The sequence below is a fragment of the Woronichinia naegeliana WA131 genome, from assembly GCA_025370055.1.
Taxonomy (GTDB): Bacteria; Cyanobacteriota; Cyanobacteriia; order Cyanobacteriales; family Microcystaceae; genus Woronichinia; species Woronichinia naegeliana.
Genome location: CP073041.1, coordinates 979,354 through 1,001,365 on the forward strand (window position 1 = coordinate 979,354; position 22,012 = coordinate 1,001,365).

The 22,012-nt window shown below is 40.5% G+C and carries 14 protein-coding genes and 9 pseudogenes; 14 read left to right on the top strand and 9 right to left on the bottom strand.

Going from position 1 to position 22,012, the window contains the following annotated elements; translation table 11 throughout:
* Nucleotides 1-41: 41 nt before the first annotated feature.
* Nucleotides 42-815, bottom strand: a complete 774-nt coding sequence (gene gloB / locus KA717_05190) for a hydroxyacylglutathione hydrolase (protein ID UXE64555.1) — start codon at nucleotides 813-815, stop codon at nucleotides 42-44.
* 367 nt (nucleotides 816-1,182) lie between these two features.
* On the opposite strand from gloB, the gene KA717_05195 reads away from it, so the two are divergent.
* The 5 genes and pseudogenes from KA717_05195 to KA717_05215 all read left to right on the top strand — a co-directional run bounded on the left by KA717_05195 (nucleotide 1,183) and on the right by KA717_05215 (nucleotide 6,080).
* Entirely contained in the window at nucleotides 1,183-2,457 is a 1,275-nt protein-coding gene (locus KA717_05195; GenBank protein ID UXE62229.1) for a glycosyltransferase family 4 protein, read from the top strand.
* 33 nt (nucleotides 2,458-2,490) lie between these two features.
* Nucleotides 2,491-3,183 (top strand): orotidine-5'-phosphate decarboxylase, encoded by a 693-nt coding sequence (gene pyrF / locus KA717_05200; protein UXE62230.1) that lies wholly within the window; start codon nucleotides 2,491-2,493, stop codon nucleotides 3,181-3,183.
* Nucleotides 3,183-3,758, top strand: a complete 576-nt coding sequence (locus tag KA717_05205; GenBank protein ID UXE62231.1) for a hypothetical protein — start codon at nucleotides 3,183-3,185, stop codon at nucleotides 3,756-3,758. Before pyrF ends, KA717_05205 begins: the two co-directional genes overlap by 1 nt.
* Nucleotides 3,759-3,936: 178 nt before the next feature.
* Nucleotides 3,937-5,274, top strand: a pseudogene (locus KA717_05210) (IS5 family transposase).
* A gap of 428 nt (nucleotides 5,275-5,702) precedes the next feature.
* The gene (locus KA717_05215; GenBank protein ID UXE62232.1) at nucleotides 5,703-6,080 is read left to right on the top strand and encodes a hypothetical protein; all 378 of its coding nucleotides are present in this window, start codon (nucleotides 5,703-5,705) and stop codon (nucleotides 6,078-6,080) included.
* A 72-nt stretch (nucleotides 6,081-6,152) separates the two neighbouring features.
* Here KA717_05215 and KA717_05220 read toward each other — a convergent pair whose 3' ends face one another.
* Nucleotides 6,153-6,467 (bottom strand): hypothetical protein, encoded by a 315-nt coding sequence (locus KA717_05220; GenBank protein ID UXE62233.1) that lies wholly within the window; start codon nucleotides 6,465-6,467, stop codon nucleotides 6,153-6,155.
* Here KA717_05220 and KA717_05225 point away from each other — a divergent pair.
* Nucleotides 6,458-7,739, top strand: a pseudogene (locus tag KA717_05225) (ISKra4 family transposase). The gene KA717_05220 and the pseudogene KA717_05225 sit on opposite strands and share 10 nt — an antisense overlap.
* A 159-nt stretch (nucleotides 7,740-7,898) precedes the next feature.
* On the opposite strand, the pseudogene KA717_05230 reads toward KA717_05225, so the two are convergent.
* Nucleotides 7,899-8,249, bottom strand: a pseudogene (locus tag KA717_05230) (transposase).
* A gap of 238 nt (nucleotides 8,250-8,487) precedes the next feature.
* Between KA717_05230 and KA717_05235 the strand changes: the two are divergent.
* Nucleotides 8,488-9,769 (top strand): annotated as a pseudogene (locus KA717_05235) (ISKra4 family transposase).
* A 15-nt stretch (nucleotides 9,770-9,784) separates the two neighbouring features.
* Here the strand turns inward: KA717_05235 and KA717_05240 are convergent.
* A complete protein-coding gene (locus tag KA717_05240; protein ID UXE62234.1) occupies nucleotides 9,785-10,723 on the bottom strand; it encodes a transposase in 939 nt (312 codons plus the stop codon).
* A 129-nt stretch (nucleotides 10,724-10,852) separates the two neighbouring features.
* Nucleotides 10,853-11,008: a hypothetical protein gene (locus KA717_05245; protein ID UXE62235.1), complete on the bottom strand. Its 156-nt coding sequence runs from the start codon at nucleotides 11,006-11,008 to the stop codon at nucleotides 10,853-10,855.
* Between the two features lie 166 nt (nucleotides 11,009-11,174).
* On the opposite strand from KA717_05245, the pseudogene KA717_05250 reads away from it, so the two are divergent.
* From KA717_05250 to KA717_05265, 4 genes and pseudogenes are all read left to right on the top strand, one after another.
* Nucleotides 11,175-12,456 (top strand): annotated as a pseudogene (locus KA717_05250) (ISKra4 family transposase).
* Between the two features lie 63 nt (nucleotides 12,457-12,519).
* Complete coding sequence (locus KA717_05255) at nucleotides 12,520-13,047, top strand: hypothetical protein (protein UXE62236.1); 528 nt, start codon at nucleotides 12,520-12,522, stop codon at nucleotides 13,045-13,047.
* A 70-nt stretch (nucleotides 13,048-13,117) separates the two neighbouring features.
* Nucleotides 13,118-14,443 (top strand): IS4 family transposase, encoded by a 1,326-nt coding sequence (locus KA717_05260; GenBank protein UXE64556.1) that lies wholly within the window; start codon nucleotides 13,118-13,120, stop codon nucleotides 14,441-14,443.
* 11 nt (nucleotides 14,444-14,454) lie between these two features.
* A pseudogene (locus KA717_05265) lies at nucleotides 14,455-14,673 on the top strand (IS1 family transposase).
* A 742-nt stretch (nucleotides 14,674-15,415) separates the two neighbouring features.
* On the opposite strand, the pseudogene KA717_05270 reads toward KA717_05265, so the two are convergent.
* Nucleotides 15,416-15,592: pseudogene (locus tag KA717_05270) on the bottom strand (ISAs1 family transposase).
* Between the two features lie 211 nt (nucleotides 15,593-15,803).
* Between KA717_05270 and KA717_05275 the strand changes: the two are divergent.
* The gene (locus KA717_05275; protein ID UXE62237.1) at nucleotides 15,804-17,231 is read left to right on the top strand and encodes a transposase; all 1,428 of its coding nucleotides are present in this window, start codon (nucleotides 15,804-15,806) and stop codon (nucleotides 17,229-17,231) included.
* Nucleotides 17,232-17,366: 135 nt separating this feature from the next.
* On the opposite strand, the gene KA717_05280 is transcribed toward KA717_05275, so the two are convergent.
* A complete protein-coding gene (locus KA717_05280; GenBank protein UXE62238.1) occupies nucleotides 17,367-18,362 on the bottom strand; it encodes an ISAs1 family transposase in 996 nt (331 codons plus the stop codon).
* Between the two features lie 131 nt (nucleotides 18,363-18,493).
* On the opposite strand from KA717_05280, the pseudogene KA717_05285 reads away from it, so the two are divergent.
* Both KA717_05285 and KA717_05290 read left to right on the top strand, forming a co-directional pair.
* Nucleotides 18,494-18,709 (top strand): annotated as a pseudogene (locus KA717_05285) (IS4 family transposase).
* 122 nt (nucleotides 18,710-18,831) lie between these two features.
* Nucleotides 18,832-20,168 (top strand): annotated as a pseudogene (locus KA717_05290) (IS5 family transposase).
* Between the two features lie 303 nt (nucleotides 20,169-20,471).
* Here KA717_05290 and KA717_05295 read toward each other — a convergent pair.
* Both KA717_05295 and KA717_05300 read right to left on the bottom strand, forming a co-directional pair.
* The gene (locus KA717_05295) at nucleotides 20,472-21,122 is read right to left on the bottom strand and encodes a DUF6444 domain-containing protein (GenBank protein ID UXE62239.1); all 651 of its coding nucleotides are present in this window, start codon (nucleotides 21,120-21,122) and stop codon (nucleotides 20,472-20,474) included.
* A gap of 261 nt (nucleotides 21,123-21,383) precedes the next feature.
* Nucleotides 21,384-21,896 (bottom strand): hypothetical protein, encoded by a 513-nt coding sequence (locus KA717_05300; protein ID UXE62240.1) that lies wholly within the window; start codon nucleotides 21,894-21,896, stop codon nucleotides 21,384-21,386.
* Nucleotides 21,897-22,012: the final 116 nt, after the last annotated feature.

Sequence of the window (22,012 nt, forward strand, 5' to 3'; positions counted from 1 at the left end):
AGCCCGACAAATACCAACCATTGGATTCTCAAAACGGGATCTTAAAAATTATCCTTCATGCCTCGCAACTTGCCGAAGACCCGTGTGGCTGGCTCTAGTCCCATCGCTTGTTTAATGGCATCACTATCCCAACGCAAAAAGGGATTGGTTTGTTTTTCTTCTCCTAATAGAGACGGAATGGTGGCTTCTCCCCGCGATCGCTGGGCTGTTACTCTTTGATAACGTTGTTGTAGAAGGGTATTATTTGGTTCAACAGTAAGGGCAAATTTTAGATTCCCCAAGGTATATTCATGGGCGCACCAAACCCTTGTATTATCTGGTAATTCTCGTAATTTACCAATCGAATCAACCATCTGGGCTGGTGTTCCTTCAAATAAGCGACCACAGCCACCGGCAAAAATGGTATCTCCACAAAATAATTCTCCCGTTTCTCCCGACTGAGCGGGGGCAAAATAGTAGGCAATATGGGCGCGAGTATGACCTGGAATAAAATAGATCACGGCTTCTCGATCGCCAAAGGAAACGCGATCGCCCTCTTGAAGATAAACCTGTTGTCCTGGGATGCGTCCTCGATCTTCGGCTCCTCCATAAACAATCAGTTCGGGAAATTGCCTCAAAAGAGCCTGATTTGCACCCACATGATCACCATGATGATGAGTATTAAAAATTGCCACTAATTGCGCGTCTAAACTCTGCAAACAATCTAGAACGGGTTGCGGTTCCGCCGGATCAACCACTGCGGCAGTTTTGCTTTGCGGATCGTGGAGTAGGAAAATATAATTATCTGATAGGGCAGGGAGGCGTTTAATGTCCATCGTTAAATAGGAGGCAATGATTAATCGAGAAAAAAGATAACACAATTCTAATCGGCATTTTCAAGATAAGTAGCTGATTGTAATTAAATAGAAGAATATAGATTTTGCACTTGATCCCCCCTGCCCCCCTTGATAAGGGCTACTGTGTACACACATCTATTGGCAAACCTCATTTTGCCCCCCCCAGCCCCCCAACTTTGGAGGGAGAACGGTCTCTTGAACTGGTTCAAAGTCCCCCAGCATTGGGGGATTTAGGGGACTAGAAAAGGTTAAACAGAAAATCAAAAACTTGTGTGTACACAGTAGCTTGATAAGGGGGGTGTCCGTAAGACAGAGGGATCTTATCAATTTTAAGACCCACCTACTTATGTCTGCTAATCCTAATTTGAAGTTCACAAACGGCCACCCTATTTCCTCTCTTATTCAGAAAGGTAGAAGCAATCTAGTTAAAAAATTATCTAAAAGTCCTAAAATTTCAATCATTGTCAGTGATTTATCTAGCAAAGGAGCCGGACGTTGGGGAGGAGCCAGTCGCCCTTTTCTATTGAAACAAGCCTTAGAAAAATTAGGTTATCAGGTGAATTTAGTCGGTTTAGCCTATGATCACGGTTTGCCGCTAGAATTTCCTACTCATTTTGCCTATATTTCTCCCTGTGCTTACTATACTGGTGGCATCACTTTTTACCGAAAAATACAGGAGTTATTGCCCTACCTAGATGGTGATATTATCTATGCCATTAAAGTAAAGCCCAGTAGTTTTGGGATTGGCCTCATTCGGAAATATTTAAGCAAGCGACCCTTAATTCTAGATATTGATGATTGGGAAATGAGTTGGTATGGTGGAGATGCCTATCGATATATTAATCATTGGAAAGGGTTCGTTAATGATTTAATTTTACCCCAGGGCAGTTTAAAACATCCAGACCATCCTCTCTATTTACAGTATTTAGAAAAATGGATTAATCAGGCTGATCGCCTGACAGTGCATAGTCAATTTATCCAGAAGCGTTTTGGCGGTGTTTATCTTCCCAATGGCAAAGATATTGAGCATTTTAACCCTCATAATTATTCGCCAGAATTAAGCCGTCAAAAATATGATTTAACTTCTTATCGTTTACTGATGTTTCCGGGTGCGCCTCGTCCTTACAAGGGATTAGAAGATGTTTTGATGGCTTTGGAAATTCTCAATCAACCTGACCTGAGATTAGTGATTGTGGGAGGCAGTCCCTACGATGATTATGATCGGCAATTACATGCAAAGTGGGCTAAATGGTTGATCATTTTACCGAAATTGCCCATTGAAAAAATGCCAGAAATCGTCGCTGCGGCCCATATTATCGTTATTCCCCAACGGGATCATCCGGCAGCCTTGGCCCAATTTCCCCTCAAATTAACGGACGGGATGGCCATGGCCAAACCTATTCTTTCGACGATGGTTGGCGATATTCCTGCTATTTTAAGCAATGCGGGTTATTTAGTTCCACCCCAACAACCAGCAGCGATCGCTCAACAAATTGACTGGATTTTTAATCATTGGTCAGAAGCCGAAGAAAAAGGACAAATGGCTAGACAACGCTGTGTTGAACATTATAGTATTGAAGCGATGAGCGAAATTTTGGCAACTTTAATAACCCAATTGTAAGTCCTATTTTCTAGCGACAAACCGGTGAGTGTCATGAATTCAGACCGTATTATTGTTCCCCTAGATGTTCCGACCCTAGAAGCGGCGATCGCCTTGGTGGAACAATTACCCCAGGTCAGTTTTTGGAAAGTCGGACTAGAATTATTTGTCAGTACGGGGCCAGAAATTCTACAGATTTTGAAGGAACAGGACAAACGCATTTTTCTGGATTTAAAATTCCATGACATTCCTAACACAGTAATGAGTGCCTGTCGCTCGGCCAGTCAGTATGGAGTCGATTTATTGACCATCCATGCTACCGCCGGTCGGAGTGCTTTAAAACTAGCCGCAGAAGCCATGCACCAGAGCCAATCCCCCACAAAATTGGTGGCAATTACCCTATTAACCAGTCTCATTTCGCGAGATTTAGCCTTTGATCTGAAGGTTCCCCTCGAACTCCCCGATTATGTACTACAAATGGCCCTATTAGCTCAGGAATCAGGTATTCATGGAGCAGTGTGTTCTCCCCAAGAAGTCAACCAATTACGGGAAATTTGTGACCCTGATTTTCTGCTTATTTGTCCGGGGGTTCGTCCTAGTTGGTCAATCACAGGCGATCAACGTCGGGTTATGACTCCGGCAGAAGCGATCGCTGCGGGGGCGGATTATTTAGTCATTGGTCGTCCGATTACGGCGGCTCCTTCTCCTCAAGACGCTTGGGAAAAAATTTGTCAAGAAATCGCCTAATGTTGCCCGTTATCCAACCATTGGCCAAACGACGGGCCAAACGATGGTTAGGACTGGGAATTTTAGGGCTAGGAATTGGGATTGGACTGGTCTGGCCGTTAAGGGCCGAAGAGCCGTCTGTCAGCACTTGTTCCCAACCCTTAGAAACTTTGACAGCAAGGATGTTAACCGATCTACCGAGTTATGCCAATCGAGTCATCCAACGTTCCAAAAGCAGTCCAGGAGAAATGAGAGGTTATATTCTCTTAGCGGGTCAAGCGGAATTTGATCCCTTACCCCTAAGCTCATTACAATATCAACCCATTTTTCCGAATACTTTACACCAAGTTTTCTTTACCACCCTGGAACGCCATTATAACGACCAAAAAGCCTATCAACTCCAAAATTATTACTGGGCTTTTTTTACCCAGACTGATCAAGGTTGGCAGTTATTCATGCTCTATTCCCAGTTGGCTGCTCTCAGAAAAGACGATCCTCCCTTACCGCCCATAGAAGCTACCCAGGGTGCGATCGGACAAGCCATGCAACTGTGGTTACGAGATTGTCAAGCCGGTGCTAAGCTGTTGAGCATCTAAACTGCATTGACAGCGTTACCTTTGTTTTTTAGCTTCCGCCCCCAATTGATAACTAGGGCTTGCTGAAAAAAGCTGAAACCTTTACGGAGAAAAATAGTAGGCGAATTAAGAACCGCTAGAATGCACGAAAATAGGGTAGAATGCCTCAAAACCATTGCATTAAGAAGAGAGAAAGCAGATGTACCGAAAGCAACAGTACTCAATTGAAACACCAGAAAACTTGAAAAATCTGTTCGGCGGGCAGTTAGACGAAGAAAATCGTTGGATAGAAATGTCAAAAATGATTCTTTGGGAAGAATATGAGGAAGAATATGCAAAAAACTTCACAGAAAAAAAAGGAGCCCCAGCCAAATCATTTAGAATGGCATTAGGAGCATTAATTATCAAAGAAATTTCAGGAAAAAGTGACAGAGAAACAGTAGAACAAATAAAAGAGAACCCTTATTTACAGTACTTTATAGGAATGGAAAGCTATAGTAGCAAAGAAGCATTTAATGCGTCAATGATGGTTCATTTTCGTAAAAAAATAGGAATGGAATTAATAAATAAAATTAATAAAGAAATAGAAAAAAAAGCGACGGGTGTAGCGTCAGAAAAAAAAGAAAATGAAGGAAAGTTATTGTTAGATGCGACTTGTACACCAGCAGATATAAAATATCCAACGGATATAGGAATATTGAATGATGCCAGAGAAAAAACAGAAAAAATAATAGATAAGCTGTATGAAGAAATAAAAGAGAAAAGGAAAGAAAAGCCGAGGACTTATAGGGAAGTGGCAAGAAAAGAGTACTTAGCTATAGCAAAAAAACGTCGTGTGTCAAAAAAAGAAAGAAGAAAAGGAACAAAAAAACAACTAGGATATATAAAAAGAAACTTGTCTCATATAGAAAAAATGATAGAAGAGGGAGCAAAGTTAGAAAAACTAACGAAAAAAGAGCAAGAAGAGCTTGTAACGATAGGAAAAGTGTATGAGCAACAGTTAGAAATGTATGAAAAAAAGACAAATAAAGTAGAAAACAGAATTGTGAGTGTAAGCCAACCTCACGTGCGTCCAATAGTGCGTGGAAAAGCGGGAAAAGCAGTAGAGTTTGGAGCTAAAATATCGGCAAGTAATGTGAATGGCTTTGTCTTCTTAGACAAATTAAGTTGGGATAATTACAACGAATCGGGAGATTTACAAGCGCGAATAGAAGAATATAAAAGGGAAACAGGATGTTATCCGGAATCGGTTCATGTGGATAAAATCTATCGAACAAAAGCGAATCGAGCTTATTGTAAAGAAAGGGATATAAGAATGAGTGGTCCCCGATTGGGAAGACCGCCGAAAGAGGTGAGCAAAGAAAAAAAGAAAGAGGCACGCTCAGATGAAAGAGTGCGTAATGCCATTGAGGGTAAATTCGGACAGGGAAAGAGGAAATTTAGTCTTGGTCGAGTGATGGCCAAACTACCTGAGACCTCGGAAACGGTAATTGCGATGAACTTTTTGGTAATGAATCTTTCTACTCTACTTCAGAAGACAAAAAGTAAAAAGTTGTAGAGTCGTTTTTCTTGTGAAAAATGGTGTTAATTTTCCTCTCTTTTGTGAGGAGTGATTTGTGTTGACCTTTTTAGACAGAAAGGAACAATAGATTAAACAAAATCTGTATTTTGATTTGTTTCCATAAGGATAAGTTATCTATGCTTTTTCAGTCCATACTTCCCTAACCCACATTTCTTTCGTTTTTTGACTTTTTCAGCAAGCCCTAACTAGCTCTCCCTGATTTAGTAATCGGTTAAGCAGTTCTTCTAGTTCTTCTAGGAACTGGTATCGTCTGATCAAAGTTGGAAAAAGTTATGGTGTAAGGCTTTGAGAAAATAGAAAAATAGTTTAAGACTAGACATCGGCCCGTTTTTATTATACTATTATTATTGTCATTATATCAAAGAAGAAGGAAATAGAAAACAATGTCAATATTAAAGAAAAGCTCTATGGAAATCCTGAATGATGTTGGCTTGTGCCAAGAGAAAGAGGATGCCTTATTCAAGAAAAACTGTCCTCATTGCTATAGTGAAAAAGTAAAAATACATTCTCATTATCAAACGAAAGGTAACGGGGAACGTAAAATGTTCATTTGTCAAGAATGTAGTTCTTGTTTTGCTGAGACTTATGGTAGCGTAATCGCTGGCTTAGAAACCCCATTAAGTGAAATTGTAAAAGTATTAAAAGCCAGAATGGAAGGAATAGGATTAAATGCAGCAGCCCGAGTATTCGGCTACGCGAAAACAACAATATTGAATTGGGAAAAGAAATTATCAGGATTACAAGAGGGGTGCGACCTTTAGTTGATGAAGAAAAAGAAAAGTGTTAACATGACTGGACAGTGGGAAGTTTATGGATGCCAGATAAGGTAATGACTATGCGACGAAAGTAAGCATATCAGGGCTTGGGGAAGAGGCAAGTTTAGCGGTAAGGAATTTAGGCAAAAGCAGACTGGGTGGACTTTGAGGAAAAATCATTTGGGCTTGATGTTGAAGGGCTAGTTGAGCAATCCGTTCACTAGGGTAGCCATGGGATGGTAATGTCCGAAACCATCGAGGAAAATTAGCCCAAATCCCCTGGGGTAACTCTAAGGCGAGAATTTGAAGGGGTGTGACCTTTAGTTGATGAAGGAAAAGAAAAGTGTTAACATGGGATGAAAAGTGACAAAGAGGAAACAATGATGACAGCAAAACTAATTAATGTAGAGGGTTCAAAGATAAAAATAGAACTAACATTAGAACTCAGTCGTTCAATGTTGGATACAGAAATAAATATTCAAAAAGGCTTAAACGAAGTAGGTTGCATCGCCAGCAAAGAAGCCTTGAAATATTTAGATACAGATGGTTCACCCTTAAAAATCGGTGAAGAAATCTGGAAGAGTAAGGGAGAGCAACCGAAAGAATATCAAACACCTTATGGTGAGGTTATAGTGAATCGTCATGTATATCAGCGTTCACCTTTGAGGAAAAACGTATTGCCCCTTAGAAAGAGAAGCAAGGATAATCATAACATCAACGCCATTATTGGCAAAACAGGTATCCTCAAAAATGTCAGGGATGGCAGGCAAAGAGGTGAAAAATGATTTATTAGAAAATCATGGTAGAAAAGTAGCGCTATCCTATATCCAAAGATTGAGTGAAGCAGTAGGAAGTGTGGTACAGGCAAAAGAAGAAGCGTGGAGTTATGCCCCGCCCAAGGAGGATAGCCAAATTGCAACAGTGGGAATAGGATTAGATGGAACCTGTATGCTGATGTGTGAGGATGGCTACCGTGAAGCAATGGTGGGAACCGTTTCCCTATACGATAGTGAAGGCGAACGTCAACCTACAATCTATCTAGGTGCGGCACCAGAGTATGGAAAAAAGAGTTTTCTAGAAAGATTAGAAAGAGAAATTGAGCGAGCGAAAAACCGTTATCCAGAGGCAACATTGGTCGGGATAGCAGACGGGGCAGAATCAAATTGGAAGTTTTTAGAAAAGCAAACGGAAGAACAGATATTAGATTTCTATCATGCCTCTGGTTACTTAGGTGCCTTGGCAGAAGCGTTGCATCCGAATACCGTGTCAAAACAAAAAGAATGGTTGACTGAAAATTGTCGAGAACTCAAGCATGAAAAAGGAAAAGCAGGAGAACTGCTAAATCTGATGAAAGAAGTCAAAGAAGAAAAAAGTCATTCTAAGAATCTTACCGAGAAACTACAAGCGGCGATTACTTATTACGAGAATCATCAGCATCAAATGGATTATGCTGAATACATAGAGAAAAAGTATCCGATTGGTTCAGGTGTTACGGAAGCAGCTTGTAAGACGTTGGTCAAACAACGATTATGTTGTTCAGGGATGCGATGGAAGGAAAAAGGAGCAGGAATTATTTTGAGCCTACGAGCTTTGGTATTGACCAAGGAACGATGGAGTCAATTTTGGGCAAAACTTGATCAATATGGGTTCCCTGTAGAACCCTGATTACAACAGCTTTTATCAACTAAAGGTCGCACCCTTCTCGAGCAGGGTAAGTGAGAAAAGAAAATCGGACATGCGATACCCAAGAGTGCCGTTATGTCCGAAACTGGCTGATATAGAAAATCGATAGCCAGTGCTATCTATCAATTATGCAACTATACTTCAAACGTTCATAATCTGAGATTTATCAAAGCGTTGAAATCGTAAGGTGAGCAAAGAATCAAGCTCCTCCTTATATTTTACGTTAGCATCTTCAAGACATCCTGAAATTGCTGCAGAAAACTGCGTAAAATCTTCATAATATTTTGCGTATAAACACTTCTTTTTCACAAACTTCCACAGTCTTTCAATTAAATTCAAGTTAGGAGAATAAGGAGGTAAGTACAGTAACTCTATTCCTAATGATTCTGCCAACTCCTGCACAATTCGGCATTTTTGATAACGAGCATTGTCTAATACCAACGTAATCGGTATTAATAGTCCTAATTCTGCTATCTTTTCTAGGAGTTCACAGGGAGCATCTCACCTTTGCAATAAGTAGAAATACTTAACGAGGTAAATGAAAGAGTCAAAAAAGGTAATCATTTAAATAGGAACAGCGATGACGAAGGACTTGTGGTACATTGTCAGAATTCCAACTCGCACCAGTAATTTTAAGACGATGACCAATTTGTTTAGGGTGTGACCTTTAGTTGATGAAGGAAAAGAAAAGTGTTAACATGAGATGAAAAGTGACAAAGAGGAAACAATGATGACAGCAAAACTAATTAATGTAGAGGGTTCAAAGATAAAAATAGAACTAACATTAGAACTCAGTCGTTCAATGTTGGATACAGAAATAAATATTCAAAAAGGCTTAAACGAAGTAGGTTGCATCGCCAGCAAAGAAGCCTTGAAATATTTAGATACAGATGGTTCACCCTTAAAAATCGGTGAAGAAATCTGGAAGAGTAAGGGAGAGCAACCGAAAGAATATCAAACACCTTATGGTGAGGTTATAGTGAATCGTCATGTATATCAGCGTTCACCTTTGAGGAAAAACGTATTGCCCCTTAGAAAGAGAAGCAAGGATAATCATAACATCAACGCCATTATTGGCAAAACAGGTATCCTCAAAAATGTCAGGGATGGCAGGCAAAGAGGTGAAAAATGATTTATTAGAAAATCATGGTAGAAAAGTAGCGCTATCCTATATCCAAAGATTGAGTGAAGCAGTAGGAAGTGTGGTACAGGCAAAAGAAGAAGCGTGGAGTTATGCCCCGCCCAAGGAGGATAGCCAAATTGCAACAGTGGGAATAGGATTAGATGGAACCTGTATGCTGATGTGTGAGGATGGCTACCGTGAAGCAATGGTGGGAACCGTTTCCCTATACGATAGTGAAGGCGAACGTCAACCTACAATCTATCTAGGTGCGGCACCAGAGTATGGAAAAAAGAGTTTTCTAGAAAGATTAGAAAGAGAAATTGAGCGAGCGAAAAACCGTTATCCAGAGGCAACATTGGTCGGGATAGCAGACGGGGCAGAATCAAATTGGAAGTTTTTAGAAAAGCAAACGGAAGAACAGATATTAGATTTCTATCATGCCTCTGGTTACTTAGGTGCCTTGGCAGAAGCGTTGCATCCGAATACCGTGTCAAAACAAAAAGAATGGTTGACTGAAAATTGTCGAGAACTCAAGCATGAAAAAGGAAAAGCAGGAGAACTGCTAAATCTGATGAAAGAAGTCAAAGAAGAAAAAAGTCATTCTAAGAATCTTACCGAGAAACTACAAGCGGCGATTACTTATTACGAGAATCATCAGCATCAAATGGATTATGCTGAATACATAGAGAAAAAGTATCCGATTGGTTCAGGTGTTACGGAAGCAGCTTGTAAGACGTTGGTCAAACAACGATTATGTTGTTCAGGGATGCGATGGAAGGAAAAAGGAGCAGGAATTATTTTGAGCCTACGAGCTTTGGTATTGACCAAGGAACGATGGAGTCAATTTTGGGCAAAACTTGATCAATATGGGTTCCCTGTAGAACCCTGATTACAACAGCTTTTATCAACTAAAGGTCGCACCCATTTGAAGTAGCCCTAAAGCAATGGCATTAAGGTTAACAAAACGCTCAAAGGCTTCTACCTTGTTTAAAATCTGAGTCTGAACAGCTTGTGGATAGTCACTGAGGATAAGATTGCTGGGCCAGGTAGGTAAAGTAGGAAGACTCTTAAGCCAAAAACGATAGGCAAAGCTGCCCAAAAGATGGACTAATTGACGAAAAGTGACTTCAATCTTAAATCGGAGACCGTAAGCGGCAATAATCTCAGGTCCAGTCAAACAGAGATCAGTAGAAAGCAGAATCAGTCGTCGTCCGTTAGGCAATTGGGTCAGAACAAACTTGACGAGCTGATGGGGACTATCCCAGTGGAACTCAAAGCACTGATAAGAAACCGTGACTTGTTGACCATAGAGCCAGACTTTAGCTGTCGGAAAGTCCGCCGCCAGAGCGAACAGCTTTTCTAGTTTTATCGAACTCCCCCAAATCCGTGGTCGTCCTCTCCCCGTCAGCGTCGGCACGGAACAAAAGGGGGCATAGGCGACGGTGGAGCAACGCACTCTTGTGATTAGATGCAAGGCGTTCTGGCGAAAACTTTTGAGCACTGGTTCGCAAGCAAAATAAGCATCCAAAATTACATAACTCCCTGCCTCTGCGTAAGTAACACAAAGGTCAGCCATTTTTGTCACCAGGCTCGTCTTCACCTTTTTTTTGCCTTTTCCCTCCCCCTTCTCGGTTGCTTTGGACTTGATGCCATCGTCTAGCCGCAACACTAAGGGCAAGGCAAAGCAGGCTTTCCCTACTCCCACCAAAATACTCAAGGCATTGAAGTAATGACCCCTTATCCACTCTGGCTTGGACACATCTTCCGATTCTTGGTGTAGTCGTTTTACACCTGGCATCTTGCGTCCTTCTTTCCCCACTTTGATGCCATCACCCACATACACCCGTTTCCCTTTAATTCTGTATAGACTTTCATGCTGACTTAGCCACTTTGACCATTGTAAAGTTAGTCCTTCGACCCTAAACGCCTTGGAATCAAACCAATGTAGAGCCTGATTGTAGTAGCTCTCTGTTCAGCCAATGGCATTGACATAGCTAGTTATTGCGCTGGGTTGGCTGTTGAGCACTACTCCCCAGACTAACAGGATAAACCATTGGAACGTTGCTTCTCGGCTAAAGGCTGGACGGAGATTATTGAGGATTTGCTCTAGTCGCTGACATAGTTGCATAATTGATAGATAGCACTGGCTATCGATTTTCTTATATCAGCCAGTTTCGGACATAACGGCACTCTTTTGTATCGGATGTCCGATTTTCTTTTCTCCACTTACACGCCTCGAGAACTTCCCACTGTCCAGTTAACATGAGATGAAAAGTGACAAAGAGGAAACAATGATGACAGCAAAACTAATTAATGTAGAGGGTTCAAAGATAAAAATAGAACTAACATTAGAACTCAGTCGTTCAATGTTGGATACAGAAATAAATATTCAAAAAGGCTTAAACGAAGTAGGTTGCATCGCCAGCAAAGAAGCCTTGAAATATTTAGATACAGATGGTTCACCCTTAAAAATCGGTGAAGAAATCTGGAAGAGTAAGGGAGAGCAACCGAAAGAATATCAAACACCTTATGGTGAGGTTATAGTGAATCGTCATGTATATCAGCGTTCACCTTTGAGGAAAAACGTATTGCCCCTTAGAAAGAGAAGCAAGGATAATCATAACATCAACGCCATTATTGGCAAAACAGGTATCCTCAAAAATGTCAGGGATGGCAGGCAAAGAGGTGAAAAATGATTTATTAGAAAATCATGGTAGAAAAGTAGCGCTATCCTATATCCAAAGATTGAGTGAAGCAGTAGGAAGTGTGGTACAGGCAAAAGAAGAAGCGTGGAGTTATGCCCCGCCCAAGGAGGATAGCCAAATTGCAACAGTGGGAATAGGATTAGATGGAACCTGTATGCTGATGTGTGAGGATGGCTACCGTGAAGCAATGGTGGGAACCGTTTCCCTATACGATAGTGAAGGCGAACGTCAACCTACAATCTATCTAGGTGCGGCACCAGAGTATGGAAAAAAGAGTTTTCTAGAAAGATTAGAAAGAGAAATTGAGCGAGCGAAAAACCGTTATCCAGAGGCAACATTGGTCGGGATAGCAGACGGGGCAGAATCAAATTGGAAGTTTTTAGAAAAGCAAACGGAAGAACAGATATTAGATTTCTATCATGCCTCTGGTTACTTAGGTGCCTTGGCAGAAGCGTTGCATCCGAATACCGTGTCAAAACAAAAAGAATGGTTGACTGAAAATTGTCGAGAACTCAAGCATGAAAAAGGAAAAGCAGGAGAACTGCTAAATCTGATGAAAGAAGTCAAAGAAGAAAAAAGTCATTCTAAGAATCTTACCGAGAAACTACAAGCGGCGATTACTTATTACGAGAATCATCAGCATCAAATGGATTATGCTGAATACATAGAGAAAAAGTATCCGATTGGTTCAGGTGTTACGGAAGCAGCTTGTAAGACGTTGGTCAAACAACGATTATGTTGTTCAGGGATGCGATGGAAGGAAAAAGGAGCAGGAATTATTTTGAGCCTACGAGCTTTGGTATTGACCAAGGAACGATGGAGTCAATTTTGGGCAAAACTTGATCAATATGGGTTCCCTGTAGAACCCTGATTACAACAGCTTTTATCAACTAAAGGTCGCACCCTACAAGAGACATTATTTTTATACGCCTTAGTGAATGAATTTGTTAAATTAGTAATAGAAGGGGATGAACTATACACAAAAGTTGGAAAAAATAAAGAAGCAAGTGCCTCTGAGGGGTGGACAATCGTGCTCATGGACAGGGCTAGCCGCTTTATTTGGCATTTAAAATGTGGTCGAAAAGAGCAGAAATTATTTCTAGAAGCAATGATGACGGTAGCGGAATTATTTGAAAGGAGTGCAGAATCTCTCCAGTTATTTACAGATGGAGAAAAGCGATATAGTCAACTGCTATTTGATATTTGTCACGAAGTATTAAGGACTGGAAAGCGAGGTCGTCCCACCAAAGTATTACCGAAGGGTATGGTGGTAAGACTAAAAAATAAGAGTAGTAAACGTCGAGATTCTGAGGGTAAACTCAAGAAAGTAGAAACTCCGAAACCAGAACATCCTGAGACAACAGAAAAACCAGAAGAAAAGGACGTCTATGCCAACCACGTTGGGGCATTTAATAGTCATTGGTGTCAACTTAAGCCAAAATGCCTACTCACAAAAGATTAGCCTAAAAGCAGGCGGAAGTAAGAGTAGGCTGAAAAAAAGGTTAGTATATAAAAAAGTGAGCAAAAAACAAATGGCAAGACAACATCCTCGGAGAAAAGGAAACCCAGACTTACGTCGTAAGACAAATCAGCCAGGGGTAGAAATCCCTGAAATAACAAAAGAGTTGTTTGAATTACTAGAACCCACAATGTTTACACCATTAAAATATTTACAGGGAACTCATGAGAAAATGATGAGAGATAGGGTGCTAAATTTACCAGTAATGGTGGCATTAGTGTTAAGTATAGTGTATCGTCAAATAGCGGGTATAAGTGAAGCGGTAAGACTGTTAGAGGAAGAGGGATTGCTATGGGTAGCATCATTAAAAGTAAGCAAACAGGCAGTATCAAAAAGAATGATGAATGTGCCAGCCGAAATATTTGCAATATTACTAAAAGGAGTGTTAGAAAAAGCAGCCGAAAAAGGGAAGAAGCTCCAAGTAGGAGAAAAATGGGAAAAAATAAGAGAAAAGTTTAGTGCAGTGTGGATAGCAGATGGCTCAACGCTAGAGCAGATAAGGAAAAATATGAAAATAAGTAAAGAAGAAAAGAGTAAATTGGGGGGTAAAATAATGATGGTAGTGGAAGCCTTTACCCAAAGACCCGTTACTTTATGGTACACAGAAAATGATAAATCAAATGATAAAATATGGTGTGAAGAATTGGCAGCTAAATTACCAGAAAATGGTTTAATTCTCGTAGATATGGGATTTTTTAGCTTTGTGTGGTTTGATTTGTTAACAGAAGCTAAAAAGTTTTTTCTAACCAGATTTAGAGCGGGTACATCTTACAAAACCAAACAAGTATTGTCTCAAGGTAGTCATTACAGAGATGAGATTATCATTATGGGAAATTACCGTTCTAATCCTTGCAAGCATCCGGTGAGATTAGTCTCAGTATTATGGGGAACAATCTGGTATCAGTATTTAACAAATGTGTTGTCTCCCGAACAACTGTCCGCCGAAGAGGTCTGTGATTTATATCGAAGACGATGGACAATCGAAGAAGCCTTTTTATTAACGAAAAGACTTTTAGGACTAGCCTATTTATGGGTAGGGAATAAGAATGGTGTCCAAATCCAGATTATTTGCACTTTGATTTTCTATACGGTCTTAAATCAATTGGTAGGGGAAGTGGCGATTGCTCTAAATCAACCGAAAGAAAAAATCTCAGTAGAGATGGTGTTTCGGAGTCTATACTATGTAGCGAAGGCTATTGCTAGAGGAGAAAAGCCTGATACAGTAACCTATCTGGCTGAACGTGCTAAGTTATTTGGTTTGGTCAAAGCTGAGAGAAAGCGACATCGAGAAAAGGCCGCTCTCAATCAACAAATTTGGGAACCCATTCCTTTAAGTTGACACGGATGTTTAATAGTGCTATCCGACGCTATTTATCTGCCTTTCGTCGTCGTACAAATACTTATGCTAAATCTGTTGTGGGATTACAGCGAGTCCTAGATATTTTCTGGATGGTTCATAACTTTGTTCGCAACCATTTTACTACGAGAAAAGTTCCTGCTGTAGCTCTCGGTATAATTGAAAAAGGGTTTACTTGGGAGGACTTACTCCAAATTCGCCTGATTTCTTGAACCTCCCGTATTGCAACGTTTGTAGCTTCTAGCTAGACGATACCAGTGCCAAGTGGTCGAGGTATTTAATATTTAGGTTATTCATTTTTACTGTTGATTCTATCTAAGACAAGACTCCATTTTAGAACTTTATTGACATTTTTTATCCTTGCCCGAAATCAATGCACAAGTACCTATACTAGCTCGCGTGAACTAGTGCTCCTCTTCGACAACCTGCGGAATGTGGGTTGGAATCTACTCACTTTACTGATGACAAACGTCTTCGTAAGCTTTTCAGGGTAATCGCATATTAGTAGAGTGGAATCAAAAAAGAAATCTAGCTTAAAAATAGACTATATCAAAAACTAAAAAGAGAAGAAAATCAACTTAAACTCTAAAAGATTAAGTAATTTCGCTAATTCATAATTGTTGGTGTCAATATTTTGCCAATCCTCCTATTTGGGGCTTGCTGAATAAGGATGAAATCCTTGCTATACAATACTTTCAGGCATTTTACAAACGATCAGATGCAAGGTTATGGCATTTGGAGGCTCAAAATCCATGCACTTTGCTGGAAAAATGTGAGGTAAAACTGGAAACTGAGCTCTGAAGTCACCATTTTTCGCGCCCTGTGGCATCTAGGTTCGTTTTGTGGACTTTTTCAGCAAGCCCTATTTGAAGCTAAATATACTCATGAATATCACTCCCGTGAACTAGCTGCTAAAACCTGTAGAAGAAAATTGTTGTCCATCGCCGCCAAATAACGCTTCATCTTCAAGCTTTTTTGAGATGGCTCATGTTTAAGCAAATTAATACTTAAACGACGGAGCAAGCCCAAATTATCAGCCGCATTACCTTGACGCACTCGACTCGCATCCTCATTAAAAGTGACATCTAAAACCCAATGCAGACTATTTTCAATACTCCAGTGAGAACGAATCACATGGCTACAGCAATTCTAAATTTGCGCTGTAGCAAGGGTTTCAGGTTTTAGTTCGCGTAATACGGGGGAAAATTCAACGGGCTGGACAGTGGGAAGTTCTCGAGCAGGGTAAGTGAGAAAAGAAAATCGGACATGCGATACCCAAGAGTGCCGTTATGTCCGAAACTGGCTGATATAGAAAATCGATAGCCAGTGCTATCTATCAATTATGCAACTATGTCAGCGACTAGAGCAAATCCTAGAGAATCTCCGTCCCGCCTTTAGCCGAGAAGCAACGTACCAATGGTTTATCCTATTAGCCTGGGGAGTAGTGCTCAACAGCCAACCGAGCGCAATAACAAGCTATGTCAATGCCTTAGGGTTAACAGAGAGCTACTACCATCAGGCACTACATTGGTTTGAATCCAAGGCATTTAACGTCAAAGGACTGACCTTGGGATGGTCGAAGTGGGTAAGTCAGCATGAAAATCTATATCGAATCAAGGAAAAACGAGTGTATGTGGGGGATGGAATCAAAGTGGGGAAAGAAGGGCGCAAGATGCCAGGGGTAAAACGACTACACCAAGAATCCGGAAATGTGGCGAAGCCAGAATGGATAAGGGGGCATTACTTCAATGCCTTGAGTGTTTTGGTGGGAGCAGGAAAAGCCTGCTTTGCCTTGCCCTTAGTGTTGCGGCTAGACGATGGCATCAAGTCCAAAGCAACGGCAAAGGAAGGGAAAAAAGGCAGCAAAAAAGAGAAGACTACTCTAGTCACGAAAATGGGGGAGCTTTGCACTACCTACGCAGAGGCGGGAAGCTATGTGATTTTGGATGCTTACTTCGCTTGTGGAGCAGTGCTCAAAAGTTTTCGCCAAAATGCCTTGCATCTCATCACCCGAGTGCGTTGCTCTACAGTGGCATATGCTCCCTTTTCTTCCGTTCCGACCTTGAGGGGGAAAGGACGACCACGGCTTTGGGGGAGTTCAATAAAACTAGAAAGCCTGTTTGCTCTTGTGGAGGATTTTCCCACCGCTAAAGTCTGGCTCTATGGTCAACAAGTCTCCGTTTCTTATCAGTGCTTTGAGTTCCACTGGGATAGTCCCCATCAGCTCGTTAAGTTTGTCCTCACCCAATTGCCCAACGGACAAAGACTGATTCTGCTTTCTACTGACCTCTGTTTGACTGGACCTGAGATTATTGCCGCTTACGGTCTCCGATTTAAGATTGAAGTCACTTTTCGTCAATTAATCCATCTTTTGGGCGGCTTTGCCTATCGTTTTTGGCTTAAGGCTCTTCCTACTTTACCGACCTGGCCTAGCAATCTTATCCTCCCTGACTATCCCCAAACTGTTCAGACTCAGATTTTAAACAAAGTAGAAGCCTTTGAGCGTTTTGTTAATCTTCATGTCATTGTTCTCGGCTTACTTCAAATTCTTTCCTTAGAGTTACCCCAGGGGATTTGGGCTAATTTCCCTCGCTGGTTTCGGACTCTACCCTCCCATGGCTATCCTAGTGAACGCATTGCTCAACTAGCCATCCAACATCAAGCCCCAATGATTTTTCCTCAAAGTCCACCTAGTCTGCTTTTGCCTAAATTCCTTGCCGCTAAACTTGACCCTTTTCCAAGTCCTGATAGACTTACTTTGGCCGCATAGTCATTACCTTCTCTGCCATCCATAAACTTCCCACTGTCCAGTCAACGGGATTAACAAGTTCATTTTACGAGTCTTCAAGCTTTTAGGCACAATAGTACACCTAGGATTGCCCCAAAAACCCCTTTTAAATGTTCTTTAAATCCCTAAAAGGCTTGCTGTGTCTAAAACTGAGAATTGCTGCACATGGCTATGACGTTCGGCATCCGTAGGAAGACTGCTAATATAATAGTGAAACGTCTCTGTTGTTTTATGACCGAATTGAGTTTTACTTTTAACCATCACAACAGTTGCTAAACCGACCCACTGATTTTGGCGATGCAATGCGGAAAGCTGATTGATTGACACTGTCCAGACTTGACGAGTTTCTAAACGGTAATGTCCTTTTTCTGTCTTCTCATGATAACTGTATTCAATTCCTTGCCAGTTCTGAGCGACCGCTTGTTTAAACCAATCCCTAACTTGTTTATTAAGTTTGCCCTGATTTCCTTTGAGAGCCAATACATAGTCACCTTCACCTTGCTTTATTTGTTTTGCGATTTCTGTCTGCGTTCCCATTGCATCTAGGGTTACTACTGCCCCCTTGATGTTAAGTAACTTCAGTAACAAGGGGACTGCTTTTATTTCATTAGATTTACTATCTACTTTCTTTTGCGCTAACATCAGTCCCCGCTCACTACTCCACGCACTTATGCTGTGTAACGCATTTAGTCCTTTTTCCCTATCATAAGAACCTCTTTTCGTTTTTCCATCTATCTGTATCAGCTCTATGTCCATTTTCTCCGTTAGACTGCTTATCCAGCTCAGAAAACTTTTTTCTAGTTCTTCTGTTTCCAACATTCCAAATACTCTTCCAAAGGTATCGTGAGAGGGAATTCCCTTTGGTAACTCTAGAAACATTTCTAGCCATTCTCGTTTGGCTTTGCCATAGGCTTCAATTGCTACGAAGCCATCTGCCCCTGACAATACTGCCAATATTCCTATGGTGACAATTGCTGTTAAGTTATGGTCTTGCCTTCTCCCTGTTCTCGGTTCTTTTAGGCACTGAAAATGTTTCAGTATGCTTCTTTTGATAATTTTGACTTCTTTTTCTTGTTGTGGGGTTAGAACTCTTGCGCCGAAGCCTTTTGCCATCTTTGACCTCACTCACTTACTTTTTTTAAATAATAGCCTTTTCTTCTCTTAGATGACTGCTTCTTTTTTACACTATATTTCTCTCTTTTTGTCTGTATTTTTTGTAACAAATAAGATGCGATTACCCTGGTAAGCTTTTTGCTTTACTGACATTAGCTTTGGTTTGGTCTCTTAAGACTGGTCTTGAAATTCATCAACTTCATCCTATCCCTCTGAAAAAACATGGTCGTCGAGCCAAGAGCCTTTTTCGACTTGGTTTTGATCATCTTCGTCATCTTGTTCTTAATCCTTCTTCACTTAATTTTCGCTTTTTTCTTGACTCCCTACATTTTTTGTCCTGTACTTAGGGCTTGCTGAAAAAAGCTGAAACCTTTACGGAGAAAAATAGTAGGCGAATTAAGAACCGCTAGAATGCACGAAAATAGGGTGGAATGCCTCAAAACCATTGCATTAAGAAGAGAGAAAGCAGATGTACCGAAAGCAACAGTACTCAATTGAAACACCAGAAAACTTGAAAAATCTGTTCGGCGGGCAGTTAGACGAAGAAAATCGTTGGATAGAAATGTCAAAAATGATTCCCTGGGAAGAATATGAGGAAGAATATGCAAAAAACTTCACAGAAAAAAAAGGAGCCCCAGCCAAATCATTTAGAATGGCATTAGGAGCATTAATTATCAAAGAAATTTCAGGAAAAAGTGACAGAGAAACAGTAGAACAAATAAAAGAGAACCCTTATTTACAGTACTTTATAGGAATGGAAAGCTATAGTAGCAAAGAAGCATTTAATGCGTCAATGATGGTTCATTTTCGTAAAAAAATAGGAATGGAATTAATAAATAAAATTAATAAAGAAATAGAAAAAAAGCGACGGGTGTAGCGTCAGAAAAAAAAGAAAATGAAGGAAAGTTATTGTTAGATGCGACTTGTACACCAGCAGATATAAAATATCCAACGGATATAGGAATATTGAATGATGCCAGAGAAAAAACAGAAAAAATAATAGATAAGCTGTATGAAGAAATAAAAGAGAAAAGGAAAGAAAAGCCGAGGACTTATAGGGAAGTGGCAAGAAAAGAGTACTTAGCCATAGCAAAAAAACGTCGTGTGTCAAAAAAAGAAAGAAGAAAAGGAACAAAAAAACAACTAGGATATATAAAAAGAAACTTGTCTCATATAGAAAAAATGATAGAAGAGGGAGCAAAGTTAGAAAAACTAACGAAAAAAGAGCAAGAAGAGCTTGTAACGATAGGAAAAGTGTATGAGCAACAGTTAGAAATGTATGAAAAAAAGACAAATAAAGTAGAAAACAGAATTGTGAGTGTAAGCCAACCTCTCGTGCGTCCAATAGTGCGTGGAAAAGCGGGAAAAGCAGTAGAGTTTGGAGCTAAAATATCGGCAAGTAATGTGAATGGCTTTGTCTTCTTAGACAAATTAAGTTGGGATAATTACAACGAATCGGGAGATTTACAAGCGCGAATAGAAGAATATAAAAGGGAAACAGGATGTTATCCGGAATCGGTTCATGTGGATAAAATCTATCGAACAAAAGCGAATCGAGCTTATTGTAAAGAAAGGGATATAAGAATGAGTGGTCCCCGATTGGGAAGACCGCCGAAAGAGGTGAGCAAAGAAAAAAAGAAAGAGGCACGCTCAGATGAAAGAGTGCGTAATGCCATTGAGGGTAAATTCGGACAGGGAAAGAGGAAATTTAGTCTTGGTCGAGTGATGGCCAAACTACCTGAGACCTCGGAAACGGTAATTGCGATGAACTTTTTGGTAATGAATCTTTCTACTCTACTTCAGAAGACAAAAAAGAAAACAAAAAGTAAAAAGTTGTAGAGTCGTTTTTCTTGTGAAAAATGGTGTTAATTTTCCTCTCTTTTGTGAGGAGTGATTTGTGTTGACCTTTTTAGACAGAAAGGAACAATAGATTAAACAAAATCTGTATTTTGATTTGTTTCCATAAGGATAAGTTATCTATGCTTTTTCAGTCCATACTTCCCTAACCCACATTTCTTTCGTTTTTTGACTTTTTCAGCAAGCCCTACATAAACTTTGGCTTCCTCTACAGCTATTGATACGGCCTCACTGCCCTGATTTCTCAAACGACTAACTGTTCCTAATCCTATTTTCAATCCAAAATAATCCGACAGGGCTGACACTACCATACGGTGAGAATGACGATACATCCCACTCATCAATGACACTCTTAGCTACTACTCTTTCCCCATAACCACTCCTTTCTACTTCTGGGGGTAATATCGCTCTCGTTTTTTGTCCACAATTATCACAAACTCTTTCATGTAGCCTATGTTCTACTATTTCTAGAACGATGGGCGGTATCTCTACTATTTGATGACGATAGGGGTTTGGGTCTATTCCCCTTAGTTTTTCACCGCAACACTTACAGCTATCAGGATGGTGTTCGATAATTTCCTTACACTTTTCTTCTGAATACAAAAAGCGGCTATGACCTTTATGACCTATTTGCCCTCCTCTCTTTTTTCCACCCAGTTTCTTTTTTTTCTTGGGAATTTCAACATTTAGCGGCTCTGACGTAGGAGGGTTATTTGAGTTTTGAGAATTCTGATTGACTTTTTCGCTAATCTTTTCGTTTGTTTCCTGCAATTCTTTGAGGTGTTTTTCTAGTTGCTCTATCTTCTCGAATAATTTTACCACCAGATTTCTGACGCTGACTGGGGTTTGCTCCCAATCATTTTCGTCAATTTCGGCTGTCTCTAGTAGCTGTTTTTCTTCCATGACTTTTAGATTATCAGATTTTGTCCCCCTGAACGATTACAAGTAAAAAGTTGTAGAGTCGTTTTTCTTGTGAAAAATGGTGTTAATTTTCCTCTCTTTTGTGAGGAGTGATTTGTGTTGACCTTTTTAGACAGAAAGGAACAATAGATTAAACAAAATCTGTATTTTGATTTGTTTCCATAAGGATAAGTTATCTATGCTTTTTCAGTCCATACTTCCCTAACCCACATTTCTTTCGTTTTTTGACTTTTTCAGCAAGCCCTACTTAGGGGCTTCATTTGTCACCAAAACATCAATTTCTAAGGTTTTTTCTGCCGAATGTCTTTTCAAACGTTGAGCAACTTGATGAACCGGAATCCCTTTTTTTAAGAACAGTGTTTCACAAGCTGGAGCAACCATATTTTCCACAAACCTGCCCCATTTTCCCCCTAGATCGCCAATTTGCTTGTTAACCTGGCTAATTTCTTTATTAACCCGGCTAATTTCTTTGTTTACCTGCTCGCCAAGTTGCCTTACTTCCAGATTCACAGCATGGATTTCCTGACTGACCTCGCGGATTCTGCGATCTGTTTCCAGACCTTGCTCTTTCAGCAGTCGTTCGGTCTCCTTAAAACGTAGATCGTTTTCTTGTTTGCGCTGTTCAGCTTCCTTGATGTGTTCCTGTAGAAGACGCTGGGTTTCCCGTTGCGAAGCCGTTAACTCTGCCTGAGACTCTGACTGAGACATCGCCAGTCTCTCCAGGATTTGCAATACATCCTCTACCGTCGTTGTCATAGTACGATTTTCCTCTTACCTTTCTGACCGTTATTTGATTCTAATCCAAGTCTTGAGTGAGCCAAGAAAGGCTAAAACCCCTAAGTTCGGGAAACCACACTTAAAGGGGTGTTGCG

Excerpts from the sequence above, each read along its gene's own strand:
- gloB (UXE64555.1), bottom strand. The coding sequence starts at position 815 with ATGGACATTAAACGCCTCCCTGCCCTATCAGATAATTATATTTTCCTA.
- KA717_05195 (UXE62229.1), top strand. The coding sequence starts at position 1,183 with ATGTCTGCTAATCCTAATTTGAAGTTCACAAACGGCCACCCTATTTCC.
- pyrF (UXE62230.1), top strand. The coding sequence starts at position 2,491 with ATGAATTCAGACCGTATTATTGTTCCCCTAGATGTTCCGACCCTAGAA.
- KA717_05205 (UXE62231.1), top strand. The coding sequence starts at position 3,183 with ATGTTGCCCGTTATCCAACCATTGGCCAAACGACGGGCCAAACGATGG.
- KA717_05215 (UXE62232.1), top strand. The coding sequence starts at position 5,703 with ATGTCAATATTAAAGAAAAGCTCTATGGAAATCCTGAATGATGTTGGC.
- KA717_05245 (UXE62235.1), bottom strand. The coding sequence starts at position 11,008 with ATGCAACTATGTCAGCGACTAGAGCAAATCCTCAATAATCTCCGTCCA.
- KA717_05260 (UXE64556.1), top strand. The coding sequence starts at position 13,118 with ATGGCAAGACAACATCCTCGGAGAAAAGGAAACCCAGACTTACGTCGT.
- KA717_05275 (UXE62237.1), top strand. The coding sequence starts at position 15,804 with ATGCAACTATGTCAGCGACTAGAGCAAATCCTAGAGAATCTCCGTCCC.
- KA717_05280 (UXE62238.1), bottom strand. The coding sequence starts at position 18,362 with ATGGCAAAAGGCTTCGGCGCAAGAGTTCTAACCCCACAACAAGAAAAA.
- KA717_05295 (UXE62239.1), bottom strand. The coding sequence starts at position 21,122 with ATGGAAGAAAAACAGCTACTAGAGACAGCCGAAATTGACGAAAATGAT.
- KA717_05300 (UXE62240.1), bottom strand. The coding sequence starts at position 21,896 with ATGACAACGACGGTAGAGGATGTATTGCAAATCCTGGAGAGACTGGCG.